Annotated in this window: 14 protein-coding genes; 6 read left to right on the top strand and 8 right to left on the bottom strand. The window is 56.1% G+C overall.

Translation table 11 applies throughout. The features are described 5' to 3' along the window. Positions 1–170 precede the first annotated feature (170 nt). The 3 genes from EDD52_RS21440 to EDD52_RS21430 all read left to right on the top strand — a co-directional run bounded on the left by EDD52_RS21440 (position 171) and on the right by EDD52_RS21430 (position 4,635). Positions 171–893, top strand: a complete 723-nt coding sequence (locus tag EDD52_RS21440) for a hypothetical protein (RefSeq protein ID WP_132248672.1) — start codon at positions 171–173, stop codon at positions 891–893. A gap of 209 nt (positions 894–1,102) precedes the next feature. Next, positions 1,103–3,187: a UPF0149 family protein gene (locus tag EDD52_RS21435; RefSeq protein WP_132248671.1), complete on the top strand. Its 2,085-nt coding sequence runs from the start codon at positions 1,103–1,105 to the stop codon at positions 3,185–3,187. Positions 3,188–3,417: 230 nt separating this feature from the next. Next, positions 3,418–4,635 (top strand): MFS transporter, encoded by a 1,218-nt coding sequence (locus EDD52_RS21430; RefSeq protein WP_165907630.1) that lies wholly within the window; start codon positions 3,418–3,420, stop codon positions 4,633–4,635. 169 nt (positions 4,636–4,804) lie between these two features. Here EDD52_RS21430 and trpS read toward each other — a convergent pair whose 3' ends face one another. Next, complete coding sequence (gene trpS / locus EDD52_RS21425) at positions 4,805–5,806, bottom strand: tryptophan--tRNA ligase (protein ID WP_132248686.1); 1,002 nt, start codon at positions 5,804–5,806, stop codon at positions 4,805–4,807. Between the two features lie 518 nt (positions 5,807–6,324). On the opposite strand from trpS, the gene EDD52_RS21420 reads away from it, so the two are divergent. Further along, positions 6,325–7,455, top strand: coding sequence for a phospholipase D family protein (locus EDD52_RS21420; RefSeq protein WP_132248669.1), 1,131 nt, complete (start codon positions 6,325–6,327; stop codon positions 7,453–7,455). A gap of 261 nt (positions 7,456–7,716) precedes the next feature. Here EDD52_RS21420 and EDD52_RS21415 read toward each other — a convergent pair whose 3' ends face one another. The 5 genes from EDD52_RS21415 to EDD52_RS21390 all read right to left on the bottom strand — a co-directional run bounded on the left by EDD52_RS21415 (position 7,717) and on the right by EDD52_RS21390 (position 13,004). Continuing rightward, on the bottom strand, positions 7,717–8,103 hold the full coding sequence (locus EDD52_RS21415; RefSeq protein ID WP_132248668.1) for a nuclear transport factor 2 family protein: 387 nt from the start codon (positions 8,101–8,103) through the stop codon (positions 7,717–7,719). A gap of 429 nt (positions 8,104–8,532) precedes the next feature. Beyond that, complete coding sequence (locus EDD52_RS21405) at positions 8,533–9,885, bottom strand: YihY family inner membrane protein (RefSeq protein ID WP_132248667.1); 1,353 nt, start codon at positions 9,883–9,885, stop codon at positions 8,533–8,535. A gap of 89 nt (positions 9,886–9,974) precedes the next feature. After that, positions 9,975–10,556, bottom strand: coding sequence for a DUF1190 domain-containing protein (locus tag EDD52_RS21400; protein WP_132248666.1), 582 nt, complete (start codon positions 10,554–10,556; stop codon positions 9,975–9,977). A 42-nt stretch (positions 10,557–10,598) separates the two neighbouring features. Further along, entirely contained in the window at positions 10,599–11,825 is a 1,227-nt protein-coding gene (locus EDD52_RS21395) for a glutathionylspermidine synthase family protein (protein ID WP_132248665.1), read from the bottom strand. Positions 11,826–12,140: 315 nt separating this feature from the next. Further along, on the bottom strand, positions 12,141–13,004 hold the full coding sequence (locus tag EDD52_RS21390) for a LysR family transcriptional regulator (RefSeq protein ID WP_132248664.1): 864 nt from the start codon (positions 13,002–13,004) through the stop codon (positions 12,141–12,143). Positions 13,005–13,128: 124 nt separating this feature from the next. On the opposite strand from EDD52_RS21390, the gene EDD52_RS21385 reads away from it, so the two are divergent. After that, positions 13,129–14,124, top strand: a complete 996-nt coding sequence (locus tag EDD52_RS21385) for a GNAT family N-acetyltransferase (protein WP_132248663.1) — start codon at positions 13,129–13,131, stop codon at positions 14,122–14,124. A gap of 1,018 nt (positions 14,125–15,142) precedes the next feature. On the opposite strand, the gene EDD52_RS21380 is transcribed toward EDD52_RS21385, so the two are convergent. Then, positions 15,143–15,478, bottom strand: coding sequence for a winged helix-turn-helix transcriptional regulator (locus tag EDD52_RS21380; protein ID WP_279389286.1), 336 nt, complete (start codon positions 15,476–15,478; stop codon positions 15,143–15,145). 109 nt (positions 15,479–15,587) lie between these two features. On the opposite strand from EDD52_RS21380, the gene EDD52_RS21375 reads away from it, so the two are divergent. After that, on the top strand, positions 15,588–16,058 hold the full coding sequence (locus EDD52_RS21375) for an SRPBCC family protein (RefSeq protein WP_132248661.1): 471 nt from the start codon (positions 15,588–15,590) through the stop codon (positions 16,056–16,058). A gap of 239 nt (positions 16,059–16,297) precedes the next feature. Here the strand turns inward: EDD52_RS21375 and EDD52_RS21370 are convergent, their stop codons facing one another. Further along, the gene (locus EDD52_RS21370) at positions 16,298–16,801 is read right to left on the bottom strand and encodes a hypothetical protein (RefSeq protein ID WP_132248660.1); all 504 of its coding nucleotides are present in this window, start codon (positions 16,799–16,801) and stop codon (positions 16,298–16,300) included. Positions 16,802–17,185 lie beyond the last annotated feature (384 nt).

Genomic DNA, 17,185 nt, shown 5'->3' with positions numbered 1-17,185 from the left:
GGCGCACCGACCCTGACCCGTGCCCGCTTTGTGCGCGTGCCGATAAATTCGGCACGGGTAGTAACGCAAACCTGGAACGACCAAGGCTGCCCTGTTCATTGAATACCGGGACGCTGGTCATTAGGTCTGCTCTGCTGCGCGGCGACATTTCATCGAGTTGGAGCAGGATAGTGAAAAAGTGGATTCTGACGGCCGCGACCCTCGTTATTCTTGGTGTTGCCGGTGCCGCTGGCTACACCGTCTACAAGATCTACTATAGCCACCCAGGGCGGTTCTCGTCAGAGCTGAGCATAGAGGGTTTGAAGCGTACCGTCGCAGGCAACACGCTGACATCTTTTGAAAACCCATCGGCGCGCATCACTTTTCCACCAGAGTACGCATATCTAGGTGCCCACCGGTTTATTCTCTATGGCACTGTCGAAGCGGAACAGTACATGTTTGCGTCGTCGCACCCGGATGGCTCGACGCGATCCCTCATCAATGTTCAATTTGAAGCAATACTGCCTGAAATTGAGGGGGCTTACGACTATTCTGCAGCGCCCCGAGCGATACGCATCGGCCCTTTGGAATTCCATGTGGATGCCGATCCGGCCCGTCGACATTGGCTGGTTCCCAACGGTTTGCCGGGGACGGATGCAGAACGCCATTACACCTTTGTGGATGAACGAGGCTTTCCTGTGCCCAAGGACTATATCTGGTCGCGATTAGCCTATGTGCCAGAGGACGCCCCCCGCCATGAGATGTTGATCCTGCAAATAGAGGATTTGGCACCAACGGGATTAACAGCTCCAGCGTTGCGCCTGGGCGGCGCGAATGCCAGAGATTGGCAAGATCTTCTGGACGCCCATCTGCTAAAGCTCGAACAGGGAATCAAGATTGAGGCGCTGCAGTAGGTCAGGTAGTCCATAGGCATCGTTTCTGCGGTGTGGCCCGTCAGAGGAGACATTCGCTGCGCACGCCGAATTCAAGCCACGTCGAATTCACACGGACAACGAACGAAGCCGACTTTCGGACACCACTTGCCAGTGTTAGCCTTTGCAGGGAACGGCCACGCGCCAAAGACTTTGACGCGGTGGGGAACTGCAAGAAATTGGGGGCATTGGTGACTGAAATCGTCGAGACTTGTCTTATGGATCGGCCAACCACAGATGATCCAAGAGGACTGCTCTTGTGGGCGGATCGATGGGCGGTGCCTCTTTCGCATGATCCGGAAACGATCCTGGAGCTCGTCGACACGCTGTCGAAAGTTGACACTGCGGGCTTCGATGACTGTCTTATCCTTTTATCGCGCATCTTGGACGAGGCGCGAATGAACCAAGAAAATGAGGAGCCAGGGGCGAGCGACTTTTTTCAGGCCCTTGCGGCAGGCCTGGCACAACGGACTGAGTCAGAAAAACTTGACGCCGAGATCTGCTTCGGGCTTTGCCAGGCTTACCTCCGCGCCGGTCTCACACCCCCTGACCAACTGCGTACGGCACCCGACGCCTTTGAAGCGCTTCCGGGAGACGAGACGCCCAAGCTTCCGGATGTCGCGGGTCTGGCGGAAGGGCTTGTCCCGGACGGGGCCACGCCTTTTCAGACCTATGCCGGGCTTCGAGAAGTTGTGGGCGCCATGTCGGCTCAGGTGACAACCGCATTTTTGACGCAGACGATCGGGCAAGGTGATCCACGCATGGTTGCTGTCGGGCGGTACTTTCTGCTCGATCCTGTTGCGGAGATGCGCGATGCAGCTATCGCCGGGTTCGGACTACTTGCGCAAAGCGCAAATGTGGATGCTGCCCTGCTGTCCGACCTCATCCTGATCCGCAACTGGCTGCCAGACGGAAATGCGCTCGACACTCTGATTACAGCTGCGCTTCGGCGTGAGCCGTCAGGTGGAACTGTCCCGCGACCTTGGCAGCTCCATCGAGTGATGACGTCGCTTCCCGACGGCACCGGCTCGCAAAGCGTTTTGGGCGTCTGTAGCCGCGGAAGCACGCGCGCGGTGGCCGCGGCAATGATCAAGGAAGGGCACGGGATAAAAGACGCTTACGTCATTCCTTGCTCCAGCAGAGGCGATCAGAAATCCATTGTTGAACAAATTGAACAAGCGATGACGATGCATGACGTGTCGCCTTCCTACCTCGCCCCCGCTTTTGGTTTCGCCCTCGGCGACGGGCTGGCCCGCGGCGCGGTAACGACACCGGGCTTTCTGGACGTCGCGCCGATGTTCGGCATTGGCGATGTGACGCCACAAACCGGGGGGCATGCAGCAATTCTCGCGACGGTTGATCCGCAGGCAGAGCTTGCGGCTCTGTCCGACAATCACCGCAGTCGGCTCATCGGCAAGAGCCGGGACTGGTTCTCAGAGCATGACATCTCCAGCAGTTGGTTCGACTCTGAAGCCTCTTTGATGGCAGCGCTTGAAAAGGCGTCAACCGCCGCCGGCGCAAAGAAGATCGTCGCGAGGCATGTCGAGGAGAGGCGTGATCGCTGGGCAAAAATCTTTGCCCGATCAGCGCTGATTCTGCGCCACGATCACAAGGCGCCACCTGATGCGTGGATGAGTTTCGCCGCTGTCGCCCAGGCGCTGGAGGCTGGACGAGAGATCAAGAAAATACCGGTCTTGAACGACATCCTCGGGCAAACGCTGGAGGTTGTAGAAGCGCGCAAGATGGAAGATCTCGACGATGAATTGGAATGGGACGACGAAGAACGCGAGCCGCCTGTAATAGAGGCCGAGCGACAGGGCGAGTTGGCCAAGCTGCTCAAAGGCAGCCCACTCAAACCGGATCAGATTGATGGCTACCTGACCGCCGTGCTGATTGCCCCGGAATTTGCATCACCAAATGAATGGCTGATGCCGCTCATGGGGGGGATCGAAGTGAAAGGCCACGGTTCCATTCAACGTATCCTCGACATCCTCATGCTGCGCTACGGCGCCCTTAACGAGGCTGCGCTCCTCGGCGAGATCGGCGGGGGTCTCCGAGACCTACCCCCGAAGCAATTTCAGGCCTGGACCGAGGGCTTCGCGCAGGCGGTTGATGGCATCAAGGGCGCCTGGCCGAAACGAGTCCTGAGCCGAGATGACAAACAGGTCCTCAATCTGATCCGAAGCGCCTCCAGTGAAGATCTGACAACAACTTTGAAGCCGCTCCTGCCCAGCTGGCTGCAGATGACTGCCGAAAAATGGCGGTCAGATTTGTGAGCGCGAGTCGTTTTGCCAAGTCACACCCATAGATTAATAGAAGAACGAGCCGGATTCCTCGAAGCCCTTAGTTCGCGGACTAACCTGCCTTTAGCCAGGCATTTGGCTCGCCTATCCTGGTTTGAGGTCATTGATGTTGATCGTATTTGATGGGGCACATCCAACATCGACATTACCTTGCCTTACTGGCATCAGCACAAACTCAGGCGTGGAACAGCAAAGGACGTCTCATGGGGCCCCCCCGTTACATCGTACTCTTTGGCGCCTGTCTGACGCAGTTTACGGTCATAGGTATGCTGTTTTCCTTTGGCTTGTTCTTGCCATCTTTTGAGGCTGAACTTGGCTGGTCGCGCACCTTTCTGTCCACTTGCTCGGCACTAGCGTTCTTTATGATGGGCGTTCTTGCAATGCTTGGCGGGCGGCTGAGCGACGCTCTGGGGCCACGCATCGTACTGGCCTGTACTGGCACGCTTTATGGTCTCGGCTTTATTCTGATGAGCCAGATCACCTCGCAATTGCAGTTACTGGTGATCTTTGGCACGCTTATAGGTCTCGGGCTGAGCAGCCATGACGTGGTTACTCTGTCGACGGTTGCCCGATGGTTCCCACGACGGCGCGGCATTATGAGCGGGGTGGTGAAGGTTGGCACTGCGGTCGGTCAGATCGCCTTGCCCCCAGTTGCTGCGCTGCTGATCGTTGCATATGGCTGGCGCGAAGCGTTGTTGATGCTGGGCATCACTGCGTCAGTCCTGCTGCTGATCGCTGCGCTGTCTATGCAGCGCCCTCCGGCACCGGCGGCTGGCACCTCAAATATCATCTCTGGCGCCAGCTTTGCTGAAGCGCGCCGGGGGCCGGGGGCTCGGGTGTTCTGGACGCTTTGCGCCACGCAGTTCCTGTTCTTTCCTGCGCTGATGTCGGTACCGCTTCATCTGGCGGTGCATGGTATGGATCTGGGCATGACCCAGACACTAGCGGCGACAATGCTGTCGGTCATCGGCGCGGCCAGCATCGCCGGGCGCCTGATCATGGGAGGACTGGTCGACCGGCTCGGCGGCAAGATGGCCTATACGATTTGCCTACTGGTGCTGCTTACAAGCCTAGCTGCACTTACCCTGACCACCGCGCATGTTGGGCTGTTCATCGTGGTGGCGATCTATGGCTTTGGCCACGGGGCACTGTTCGTCGTGGTCTCGCCTACAGTGGCCGAATATTTCGGCATGCGCGCGCATGGTGCAATCTTTGGCACGGTGCTGTTTTTCGGCACATTGGGAGGCTCGGTAGGCCCAATTCTGACCGGCTGGGTGTTCGACGGCTTTGGCAGCTATACCCCCGCCTTTATGACACTAGCCCTATCAGCCGCCATCGCCCTTGTGCTGGTACGCACGCTGCCAAGGCCCGAGGTCGCGGTGCTAAACACCTTGGCGTCTCAGTCACGGCCGGGCGAATAAGCCCGTGCGCGCGGGTCTCCAAGCGGCCCGTTGCTGCCACTGACCAAGCCCTCCCAATGCTACGGCGCAGTCGGTCGACCGGACATTAGCGCATCGCGCAGCATTTTTCAGGTTGAAACGTCGGTCAGCGGACGAAACGGGTTCACCCGGCTCGCCCGCCTCTGCACACCTACAACTGGAACAGACCCAAGGCATTCACCACATCGCGCTTTGTCGCCTCGGTGCGCTCTCTCGCGCGCTCCGTACCTTCTTTGATCACCTCAAGGATGTACCCTCGGTCTTGGGAGAGCCGTGCTCTGCGCGCGCGAATTGGGGTAATAAGGTCCTGAAGGATAGCTTCCAGACGTGCCTTGATCTTGCCATCGCCCAGCCCGCCGCGCTGATAATGCGCCTTGAGCTCGGCAAGCTCGTCCTGGGCTGGATCGAAGGCATCAAGATAGGTGAAGACCACATTCCCCTCAACATGTCCCGGGTCTTCGACACGCAGGTGGTTGGGATCGGTGAACATCGCTTTCACAGCGGCGCGGATATCTTCGGGCGAGGCGGACAGCGCAATGGCGTTGCCACCGGATTTCGACATCTTGGCCTTGCCATCGATGCCGGGCAATCTGCCCGCCCTGGGGATGATCGCCCGCGCTTCAGGCAGCACAGGTCTGCCTGCTGTTGCGTTGACCCGTCGGACGATCTCGTTCGTTTGTTCGATGAGCGGGGCCTGATCCTCGCCGACCGGCACGACCGTCGCCTTGAAAGCCGTAATGTCCGCCGCCTGTGCCGCCGGATAACAGAGAAAGCCGGCAGGAATATCGCGCCCGAACCCGCGCGCGCGGATTTCGTCCTTGATCGTCGGGTTCCGTTCCAGCCGCGCAACCGTGACGAAGTTCAGGTAGAGCATCGACAACTCGGCGAGCGCCGGGAGATGCGATTGCAGGCAGATCGTCGTGCGCATGGGATCAATGCCCACCGCCAGATAATCGAGCGCGACCTCGATCACGCTGCGCCGCACTTTCTGCGGATCATGGGCGTTGTCGGTCAGGGCCTGTGTATCCGCCAGCAGCAGGAATTGTTCATGGCTGTCTTGATAGCGCAGCCGGTTAGCAAGTGAGCCTGCATAGTGCCCGATGTGAAGCGGCCCTGTCGTGCGGTCGCCGGTCAGAATGGTTGGTTTGTTCATTTTGCGCCTTCTCGTGAAATGAGAGGCCGCGCATCGGGGGAGCTTGGAAAACAAAAGGCCGCCCATGCGGCGGCCTCGGAATACGTTTGGTCATCCGGCCACCCTGTCAGGAGGCCAGCCACCAAGTCATTGCGATGAGTGTCGTGTTTTCCATGGGACGTTGCCTATCGTCGGCGGGATCCCTCGTCAATCAAATGGTGGAAAATGGCTCGGGGCTGCCTTCGGATGCAGCGCAGCCTTCGCTGGATCTTGATAGTGGCGGCGACACGGACGGCCCAAGGACTAAGCCGCTCGCTCCGTCTCGGTCATGCTGCAGTGCGGCCCGTCATTACCGACCTTCGCCGCAACCGCAAAGTCGGATGTAAGGCGAATAAACACAGCGCGGACAAAGAAGACATTGGGCTGTGCATGTGGCATTACAGCTTACGCTGTTGGAGGAAGATCCATCATCTTAGGTTAAATGATATATTTTACAAGATTAACATTACAAACTCAAATTCCAAACAGGAGAAACTGATATGCCGCTCATTTTAGGACCTTCAAATCAAAGTCTGAACCCTAAAAAACTTTACGAGAAAGCTTTCTTGGAAGCAACTGAGCTTTATGTGTTAAGTGCTTACTTAACGGCATGGGATTACCCGGCGGCGTTAAACCCAAGGTGCAGTAAATTTCGCCTGATCGTAGGAACTGACTTTGGGATTACGCGCAAACAAGCACTCAAAAACGCATTGATGTGGCTTCCAAACGATCAAAAATGCAATTTTTTAGCCGCAGATTTGATTTCCGGCTTTCATCCGAAGGCGGCTTTTTGGAAAGATCAAACAGGTGATTGCTATTGTGTAATTGGCTCCTCCAATCAAACAAATGCGGCATTCACCACAAACTATGAAGTTAATATTTCTTCGGAAATTGGACTTGATGAATTTGATGCGACATGCGAGTGGATTAAAAATATTGAAAAAAACTGCTCGCAGGTGAATGAATATTGGATTGATCAGTACAAAGAAGGTACCCCACCGCCCCCAAAAAAACCAAAGAAAGATGGCAGTAAGAAGGGCTTGCAGGCCTGTGATATCCAAGTTCCAACCAATTTTCATAGGAACCTTCTTCGCCGCAATGAGCAAATGAAAGCCTATATGGAAACTAGAGACACATTTATGTCTTTGGTTGAAAAGTGCGCGACTGGACAGTTATCAAATGCAATTTTTTATCAAGAGTTTACTGCTTTATGGGGGGGAAATCACTTAATTTCATTTCAAAGCGATGTATGGAAAATTACTGGTAAAAAATCTAACCTATCAGAGATTTGCCATAGCTTGATCAAGGTGCGAGACAGCAAAACGTCCAGTCTAGACGACCTTGTTAGGGTCGAGTTAGACAGACTGGAAAAGTTGAAAAATCCGACTAGGAAGTCGTTGTTCACTGAATTTCTTTGTAAGGAATTTCCAGATCAATATCCTGTCTGGAACAAACCCATAGAAGGTTATCTCAAATTTAATAATCTTGAGTTTCCTCGCGGGTCCAGCTTCGGATCAAAGTATATTCATATGGCGCGAGAAATGCGAAAAATCGTGAAACGTGAGGGCTCACCTGTAAAAGATCTTACTGAACTTGACCTATTGATTGGCCTTCAGCAGGGTTGGAGCTGAAGCGTCGCGATACGATAGAAATAGTCAGCTTCATACTACAAGAGACTTTATCTTACTGCGAAGCTGATATTTGCCGGGTCTTCCTGTGATACCACTTTGGGCTCCCTGCCGACCTTGCCAATGCGGTTAAGCGCTGCGATGCAGCTTCACCAAACCAGTGCTTCATGCATTGCGCAGCTTTTTCGAAAGGTGAATTTATCCAGTGCGGGACGGAGCGCCCTTTCGCTGCGGTTGCGCCAATTGTTGCTCGCGGGTTCACAGTTAGAACATGCCGTTTTCATTCGCACTGTGATCCGTCAGGACTTGCAGCACATCCCAGTGCTCGACGATTTTTCCATCATCATCCAAACGAAAAATGTCGATACCTGCATATTCCAATCCCTCTGGCCATATTTGGTGGCAGTGCAGAATGACGTGCTGTCCATCTGCGAATGCGCGTTTCACCTCGACCCGCTTGCCGGGGTATTCTTCGGCCATCTTCTCGAAATAGGTGATGAACGCATCCTTGCCGTCGCCAACATGTGGGTTGTGCTGAATGTAGTCCGCGCCTGCATAGGTCGCGATCGCTTCGGCGGGGCGGCAGTCGTTGAACATCATCTCATAGAACGCGATGACGTTGGCCTTGTCGGTCTCAGGTGTTCGTTTCATGACATTTCCTTGGTGGTTATCAGGCACCCTCATTCGTATGAAAGAGGGTGCCTAAAGTTTGGAATTTGCCGCTGTCGTGTGGCATCTCGGCGGGGATTTCAGAAATCGTATCCCAATGTTCGACGATCTTGCCATCATCCAAACGGAACAGATCAATGAATGCGGCTGGTGTTTCGTCAAAGGTGTCCTAAGAGGCCGCGAACATAAAATTGACCTCAGTGACAATAATATGGGTTTCAGCATAAGCCATCGCCTGCCCTGCTTCTGCCATTGCTGCCGCTGCCAAAGCGGACCCAAGCGCTCGGGACGTCCAACAGAACCGCAGACAAGGTGGTTTTCGGGTGTGTTGACCGGTGAATGATCCGCTCCGACCTTCGAGAGCCAAGATGTCGTGTTTGAAAACGGACAACGCGACCCCGAAATCCCGCGTTACAGACGAGCTGCGAGAGCCTTCCGGTCGTCTTTTGCGGTCAGGATCTGTGAGAGAGGCCGGTTAAGGATCTCTGCCTCGGCTTGCGAGAGCCCGTTCAACAGCTTTCCAAGCCCTGCGGTGCGTCGCATCAGACGTTCGCGAATTTCGTTTGGGATCTCGCTGTCCTCGCTTGGCGTAAGTCCGAGCGTCAGGTTAAGGTCCGAGGCCAGTTCAAAGGCCGTCGTCGTCGTCAGATCCCGGGTCAGTGCCACCCGATTGTCTTCGCTCCGCATCAGATAACCCGCGACATGCAAAGCCTCAAAAATCTCGTCGCGGGCTTCGATAGGCGCGGCTTCAACGAGATCGTCTTCGTTCAGCGTGCCGCCGTCCTGGGACTGCTCGTACAGGCGCGCCAGAAGTGCCGCGGCAATGACGAGCCTGTCGGACGGGTGCAGGATTTCGGTGGGAATATTGGTTTTGGCAATCAGCCAATCGGGGATGGACGCCGCCACCACCGCCCCGAAAATGATCACCATCCACGACGCATAGACCCAGACGAGAAACACCGGCACAACCGCCACCGCGCCGTAAATTGTCTGATAGCTGGACCCGGAGGTCAGGAAGGCGTTAAAGCCCCACGACAGCATTTCAAAGGCAATCGCCGCAATGGTTGCCCCGATCACACCGTGCCAGATCCGGACACGGCGCGCCGGCACAAGGACGAAAAGCGCCGTGAATCCGATGATGCTGATGGCAAGGCCCACAAGCTTGCTGAACAGCCATGTCTCGGACAGGCGTGTGGCGTTGGCTGGGCTCACGAAACCGGGCAGGTCCGCCTGATTGAGATAGACCACCAAATCCGATGTGAGCACAAAACTCGCGCCGATCAGCAGCGGGCCCAGCGTCAGGATGGCCCAGAAGATCAGAAAGCGCACGAAAATGGGGCGCGGTCGCTCGACGTGCCAGATCTGGTTGAGCGTGGCCTCGATCGTGCCGAGCAGGAAAACCGCCGTCACCGCGAGCGCGAGAATACCAATAGACGTTAGGTTGCTGGCGTTGCCGGTGAAATCCGTCAGATAATCCGCGATGGCCGCCCCGGCTTCGGGCACAACCGTCTGAAAGAACAGCGCCTGCATCCGATCCTTGACGACATTGAAGGCAGGAAAACTGGACAAAATGGCAAAGGCGATCACCAAGAGCGGGACAAGTGCCAGCAGCGATGAATAGGTCAGCGCGGCCGCAGAGGCACTCAAGCGTTCGGACAGAAACCTTCGCACTGCAAACGACGTGAACTGCCCGACATTCCGCGGAATGGCGGTGCGATGGCTCCTTCGCCAAGCGGCGATTTTTTCCTTAATGAAATAGACCATTTGGCAGGCACTCTATTGTGCAATGGCACCAATGGGAATGCCATTACCGAGTTCTGTGAGCAGTCATTGAAAAGGCCGTAAGTCCAGCCCTATCCGCCAAAACCGGTGCGCCCGCCGCCTGTCCTGCCGAACCCGCCACGAGAGGCTGCCGTTGCGCGGGTCATCGGTGTTTTGCCAACGGTCGAAGCCGGGCGAACAAATTGCGAAGTGCTCAGCTTGGCCGCGCCGCGATTGGTCGAAAACGTACTGGAGCGCGCGGCATTGGTGAACTTGCCATCCGAAGTTTTGTAAAGCGGCTGCGCGCCAGCCATCCCTGTCCGTCCGCCCAGCATGTTGCCGATAAGATAGCCCGCCAGGAGCGGCATGAAGATGCTGCCCGACCCGCCTTGCGTCGCCGCCGCTTCCGAACCGCAGGCGCCTTCACCGTGCTGTTCTTCGCAGACCTGAAGGCTGTCATAGCGGGGTGCGGCTTCGACATGCAGGGTTTCGGCCTCTGCAAAGGCGGTCTCGCATTGTTGGGCCGTGATCGCCCCCCGCAGCGCCGCCTCGTCCTTGCAGCTTTGCAGGTCGGGAAAGGCGGCGGCATCGACATTTTCCTCTTCGCAGCCAGCAAGGGTAAAGGCAGCGGCCCCGAGGATCGCGATGGCAACCCGTTTTGAGCGTTTGGTCATGACAATCGTGCTTTCTGCTGAGAGGGCTGTATGTCGTGCGGTTCACACAGTAATATAGTGCGGTTTGAACCGGGATAAATCCTGAGTGATGCGGGATCGGTCTTCGCGAATGCCGATGCCCGCGCAAGCCTGCCCGATAACCCATGCACCAACCACCGGACGAAAGCCATCGAACTGGGGCAGTGGTGCATATGTCTGAAGAATGAAGGGGTGTTCGGAATACTCGGTATTTGTTGACGTCTCGATGAGTGCGCCGGATTTGTGGATCGAGACGGAAGCCCCTTCCCGCGACAGGATCGGCTTGCGCACATGACCGGTTTCAAGCTGTGCTTCGGCGCGCTCAATCGCTTTTGCGGTTTCCTTTGGAACGGTGTCGCGGCCCGACATGGCGTCGGTCACGTCCTCTTCAAAAAATGCGGGCAACAGGTTCGCATGGCCTTCGAACATCTGCCACAGCACCGGCAAGAGCCCCTTGTTCGACAAGAGCGCTTTCCAGGCTGGTTCCACTAACAGACAGCCCGATCCAGCGATGTGCTCGGCATAGTCGTCGCGCAACAGGTCTTCCCAGGGGTAGAGCTTGAACAGCACCGCGATCCGGCGGTCCTGATCGTCGAGGAACTGGCCATCGTCGCTCAGGGCGATCTTGTCGAGATCGCAGTAGTGCGCGCCCAAACCCGCCTCGCGGGCCGCCCAACCCATGGCCTCGACCGTGCCGTAATCCTCGGGATTGCCGGCGACGGCGGTGAAATGCAGGTCGCTTCCGCTTTCGAACACCTCGCCAAACCGCGCGACAAGCGCCTCGTGAATGCCGTTGAACTGGTCCGTGCCCTCTGGCAGCACCCCTGCCTCGAGCTGATCCTCCAGCCATCGCCACTGAAACGCAGCACTTTCATAAAGCGACGTCGGTGTATCGGCGTTGTATTCCAATAGCTTGGCAGGGCTCTGGCCATCGTAAGCGAAATCGAACCGCCCGTAAATTTCAGGATCACTGCTGCGCCAGCTTTCGGCAACAAGATCGCGATGCGCCTCAGGGATCGCCAAGCGATCCATCAGGTGCTCGCTCGTGACGATATGGGCGACGGCCTCCCGGCACATGGCGTGAAGCGCAGTTGCGGGGTCTTCCAGATCGGTTTCAATCTGGTCCAGCGTAAAGGCGTAGGCAGAGGATTCGTCCCAGTAGGGTTCGCCATGCATATCGGCAAAGGTGAACCCGACCTCCTTGGCATGCTCGCGCCAATGCGGCCGCTCGGGCAATGTGATTTTCTGCATCTGGCCGCTCCTCCCGGATCTCGGGCTTCGTGTAGTTGGTTTTGCATGCGGCAACCAGTGACAGTTTCGGTCGCGCATCCCGCTGCATCCGGTAGAATGGGCTCTCTGCGTCCCTTGAATGCGCCGCTGCATCTGGCGATTGACCCGGCGCTGCTCCGGCAGAGACGGCCCACAACGGACATCGCAAATGCCGTCAGGCGCTGCAATGCAGCTTCACCAGACCGGACCTTCGCTGCGCCCGCAAAATTCTCAGCATGCCGAATTCACACAGCGCGGACTTTGCTTCCGTTCGCTTTCCCGAACCGAAGTTCTGCTTCACTCGAATTCAGACGCAATCCAATCAACGATCCGCTTGATGCGCGTCTGGCTCAGATGGTCCTTTGACCATGAGATATAGAGCTCATCATCAGAAGGGTCGGGATCGACCCAAATCTCCACCAGTTTCTTTGACCGAAGATCATTTTCCACCATGTACGTCGGCGCGATGGCAATGCCGTGACCACCGATAGCTGCATCGAGAGCCAAGGCAGATCGGTCAAAGTTGAGCAGCTTGTGTGTGTCGCCATACCCGGTTTCCTGGATCAGCTTTTCCCACCGTCGGTGTGCATCCTGAAGGAGTGGCAGCGTCAGCAACGTCTCCAACCCCATTGGCCAATCCGGTCGCGGAAAATCAGGACTGCATACGGCAACAAGGCGGATATCGGCCAAGCGGCGCGATCCGTGGGCTGCATTCGTGTCGCGCGCTTTGCCCGGCCAGATCGCGATTTCATTTCGGCCCAGACTGCGCGCAAGAATCTGCTCATGGACCTGTGTGGTGAGGGATACGTTCGGGAACTTGGCCGCGAAAGCGTCCATCCGGGGCATCAGCCACTTCGTTGCGGTGGAAGAACCAAGGTGTAGCGTGACACGATCACCGTCCTTGCAAATGCCCACCAACGCGGTGTCAAGCGTCGCGAGGGCGTCTTGCATGGCTGCATGGCATCGCTCACCTTCCGCCGTGAGCGAGACACCGCGTGCGCCACGCACGAGAAGAACCACCCCCAGCTCGATTTCGAGCTGCTTGATCCGCTGGGAGACTGCGCCACGCGATAGATTTAGCTCCTCAGCCGCACGTTGCAGGTTCCCGTGGGATGCGACGACAGAGAACACCCGGAGCGCGTTCAGGTTTACGTTCTTCATTTGATGCCTCAAAGGCGATAGTTTTTCTAAACGCTGATGGAATTATCTCGCTTTGTCAATTTGGTGCAGTCGGTCGATAAAACCGGGGAAGTAAAACTCAGCAAAAACCAAGAGAGACCAAGCCATGACTCAGACTATCCGTCCAGCGACACCCGACGACATGCCGCGCCTGGTTGAGCTCCTCATGCTGGATGCGCAGGAACGTCGTGCAGAGGATGCGATCCTTTGGAAGATGGCAGATGACGCGCCCGCGCAGATTGAAAAGGCGCTGACTTTTGCTCTGACGGCAGAACAACAACCCTTTCAACAGTTTTGGCGTGTCGCGGAGGATGGGGGTCAGATCAGGGGTGTCATCCATGCGATGATGCTGCCGATCCCCCCAATCTATGCAGGCCCGTTCGGCGAGCCGGGACTGATCCTGCCCGACTCTTTTGTTGCAGCCGATGCACCGAGCGGCACTGTTGACGACCTGTTGGCCGCAGCCGAGGACGCCCTTCACGAAGCCGGTGCCCGGATCAAGCTGGCATCCTACGTCGTAGGTGAAATCTGGCGAACCGCGTTCGAGGCAAGCGGGTATGAACCTCTCACGCTTTATCTGTCACGTAGTGACCTTGGCGATCAGGGAATGCCCGCGGGTGTTCGACAAGCGACGGAAGAAGATGTGCCAGGTATCGTTGCACGCAGCGCCGAGAACCGGCAGGTTCTTTTCGAAATCGACCCGTTCTGGGAAATTCATCCCGAGGCTGATCCACGTTTTTCTGCATGGATGACGCGGAGCCTGACGCTTCGGGATCGGGACATGATGGTTCTGGGAGAGGCCGAGGATTTGAGGGGCTACATCATCGCACAGCCCGCCTCACGGCTGCACTTTCCCCCTGCCCACGACATCATAGGGACAGGTGTGATTGATGACTACTACCACCATGAGCTGGCCAAACCGACGGCGCTTGACCGAGGCAGTGAGGCTTCCAATGCACTGTTGCGCGCGGCCGAGACGGCGTTTGCCAACCGTGGTATGGGAGCCGCCTTTGTCGTCTGCCCGGCGGGATGGGCGTCCAAGATCGAGTTGCTTGAATCCGCTGGCTACGAGACTGCAATGATCTGGTCTATCAAGCGGTAGCAATCCGCAAAGCAGCCTTTGGGGTGTTGTGCAGCAACCGGTAAAGTGGGCTCTCTTTCGGCTTTCGCTGCGCGGTTCAGGAGTGGCAGCTTCGGGAAGCACAACCGTTCGCTGCGCAATGCTCGAACTGGCAGGACGCGGACAAAGCTGCCGTTTATTCTTTAAACCTAAATGACCGCTTTCAAGAACTATCAATGTTTGCGTTTGTGGTGTGACATGAAAATCATCCGATGCCAGCCGTCGCCAACAAGTAGAGACACCCGCCGAGAAACGATGTGATTTGTTTCAATGTTCCCCAGAAAGGGGAAAGCTTATGCGGCGGTTCGTTGTGCCATAACACTCGGATCTTAAATTCTTTCCATGTAGCATTTTCTTTATTTGCGGTTCTTTTCCAAGCCCTAAACTTTGGCCAAACAAAAGCTACGGAGACAAGGTAATGCCAAATCGGAAATACTATCAGTACCGAAAATGAAAGCGGGATCGAACCCATATTTGTCATCTCCAAAGACAAGTGCGCGGTTTATCGGACAGTGGCTGCATGGCAGAAAGTGGTCAAGATGGGCTCTCTGCCGCCTTGCGGCACCACGGCGTCGTGACCACCGGCCTGGGCAGTTGCCGTCGTCGTCGCAGGTGACCGCAGGCAGCCCGAAGTTGACATTCATGCCAGGCGCAGCATCCGCTCTGCTGCAGTCGCACAATCAAGCGGGCTGATCCCCGAAAGCTGACGCTCGGAGCGCCTTTGGGTCAATCGGATATGCCGCAGGGCGCTCGTCCGACAGCGATGCGCAGAAAGCGCCCTTTGCAGAATCTTGCAGAGCACGCCTGGTTGTCGCGCCAAGGCCGGTAGAACGTCGCGGCGCAGCTTAGGCATTGCAGCCGTTCGTGGTTCGCGCAGCATTTTTGAAGGTCGAACAACGGCACAGCGGACGAAGCGGACATTTAATATTGCTTCGGCAAGGTCTGCTCTCCTTAGGGTTACCTCAATTTCCAGCCATATGACGCAGCGATATCACGACATTCATGGTGCCTTTGGCGAACGCCTTCGTGTTTCCCACCATGAGTGCATTTCCTTGAATGCAGGCATTAGCCCGACGCCGTCTTCGGTGGCGCTGTATTCAACTTTTGGGGGCACCTCGGCATAAACCACTCTTTTGACTAGACCATCGCGTTCCAGATCCCGTAGTTGCTTTGTCAGCATCGTCTGTGTGATTTCAGGGATCCCTTTCCGAAGCTCCCCAAACCTCTTTGTCCCATCAAAGATGAGTATCTGCAGTATTGAAAGCTTCCATTTCCCACCGATCATCGCGAAGACAAGTGGTGCGGGGCAAAGGTTCGAACTGGTATCGACTTTCAATTGAAGCTCCAATAGTATTGTTTTGATACTTAAGTACCAAAATACTGCCTACTTTTCAAATCAAATGTATTGAGTATGGTAAGATCGAACCACCTCAATGGAGCTTACCTTGATCGAACTGTCAAAAAACTATGAAGAAACTATCCAAGTGCCTGCATCTCAGGAGGCCTGTTTCCAAGCTGTCGCGACACAGATGGACAAGTGGTGGACCCGGTCCACCGAAGGGAGCCTCAACGGGGTTGGTGACAAAGTGACCGCGCGGTTCCCGCCCGAGTATGGGTTTTGGACGTTTGAGGCCACATCTTTCGAATGTCCCAACGGCATCGAGATGATATGCACCGACGCGCACCACAAAGTCGAAGGCCAACCGAAGGAGATCGATCAAGAGTGGCTGGGAACAAAGATCATTTGGGAATTCAAAACGGTTGGAGACAAGACCGAGATCAATATGACACATGATGGACTAACGCCGACGCTGAATTGTTGGGGTATTTGCCTTGATGGCTGGAACCACTTCTTCAAAAACAGTCTGAAGTCGTTCTTGTGTGGTGAAGAGCCAAGCCCACATGTCTCAACTTAGCAGACATTCATCCAACGCGCAGCATCGGTCAAAGAGGGCTCTCCCTCGTCTTTCGCTGCGCGGGTCAGGAGTGGCAGCTTCGGGAAGCGCAACCGTTCGCTGCGCAATGCTCGAACTGGCAGGACGCGGGACGAAGCGTGAATTCGCTGCAGCTGCGCCAAGGGCTGCTTACGGAATTCGGGACGCTCCAAAAACGGTCGTTATCGTCATGGCCAAAAACGTATGAGTTGTGGCCGCGGCTATTTGCTAGGCAGCTTCCCGGCGATCTCTTTTATAGCGTCCGCAAACTTGCCGTAAGGATGATCCGGCATGGAGCCGATATCAGTGCCCTGCATGGAGGCGACGGCCTTTACGAGTTCGAGCTTGTTCTCATCGTCGAAGCACAGCTCGATCATGTCAGCGCGGTTGTCTAGGTCTTCCGACAGCTTCACTCGATATCGAACTAGCGAAAAGAGCAATTGGATAACGAAGACTGCGAGCAACACCGCTCCAATGCGCAGGATGGCACTTGTCAGGAAATCGAAGATGTTGCTCTCCGGGAACTCGATCCTGGAGTTCTCTAGATTGGCCTGGTTGAAGCTGACACTGAATGTCTGGTCTTCAACAACGAAGAAAAAGGCAGCATAGCCAGCAATCGCTAGCGTGATAGCAAGTAGCAGGTATGCCTGGACTTGGAACATGCGCGCCCGTCTGCGCATTCGGTCGGCAATTCGCTTATGGATCGGGATCGTGTCTTCTGTCACATGCATACCTTTAGGCGCAACTCTGCGGTCAAGTTATCTCAAAGGTTAGCGCCCGCATAGCAGTCAGCGTATGTGGGCCATCTGTGCCACAAACCCTTGGCCAATCTCGGTTTGATTTTGTCACGTTTTTGGCCGCATCGCGAGAAGCGGACATTCTTGCGCAGTACAGCATCGGTTGGAATCGGGCTCTTTGCCGCCTTTCGGTCCTGCAACGTCGTGACCACCGGCCTGGGCAGTTGCCGTCGTCGTCGCAGGTGACCGCAGGCAGCCCGAAGTTGACATTCATGCCAGGCGCAGCATCCGCTCTGCTGCAGTCGCACAATCAAGCGGGCTGATCCCCGAAAGCTGACGCTCGGAGCGCCTTTGGGTCAATCGGATATGCCG

This window comes from Primorskyibacter sedentarius, assembly GCF_004342065.1.
Taxonomy (GTDB): Bacteria; Pseudomonadota; Alphaproteobacteria; order Rhodobacterales; family Rhodobacteraceae; genus Primorskyibacter; species Primorskyibacter sedentarius.
This window is presented reverse-complemented; position numbering and strand designations above follow the sequence as displayed.

Bases quoted from the DNA above. Each gene is read 5' to 3' on its own strand.
- EDD52_RS21400 (WP_132248666.1), bottom strand. From the start codon at position 10,556: ATGACCAAACGCTCAAAACGGGTTGCCATCGCGATCCTCGGGGCCGCT.
- EDD52_RS21415 (WP_132248668.1), bottom strand. From the start codon at position 8,103: ATGAAACGAACACCTGAGACCGACAAGGCCAACGTCATCGCGTTCTAT.
- EDD52_RS21395 (WP_132248665.1), bottom strand. From the start codon at position 11,825: ATGCAGAAAATCACATTGCCCGAGCGGCCGCATTGGCGCGAGCATGCC.
- EDD52_RS21385 (WP_132248663.1), top strand. From the start codon at position 13,129: ATGACTCAGACTATCCGTCCAGCGACACCCGACGACATGCCGCGCCTG.
- EDD52_RS21430 (WP_165907630.1), top strand. From the start codon at position 3,418: ATGGGGCCCCCCCGTTACATCGTACTCTTTGGCGCCTGTCTGACGCAG.
- EDD52_RS21405 (WP_132248667.1), bottom strand. From the start codon at position 9,885: ATGGTCTATTTCATTAAGGAAAAAATCGCCGCTTGGCGAAGGAGCCAT.
- EDD52_RS21390 (WP_132248664.1), bottom strand. From the start codon at position 13,004: ATGAAGAACGTAAACCTGAACGCGCTCCGGGTGTTCTCTGTCGTCGCA.
- trpS (WP_132248686.1), bottom strand. From the start codon at position 5,806: ATGAACAAACCAACCATTCTGACCGGCGACCGCACGACAGGGCCGCTT.
- EDD52_RS21420 (WP_132248669.1), top strand. From the start codon at position 6,325: ATGCCGCTCATTTTAGGACCTTCAAATCAAAGTCTGAACCCTAAAAAA.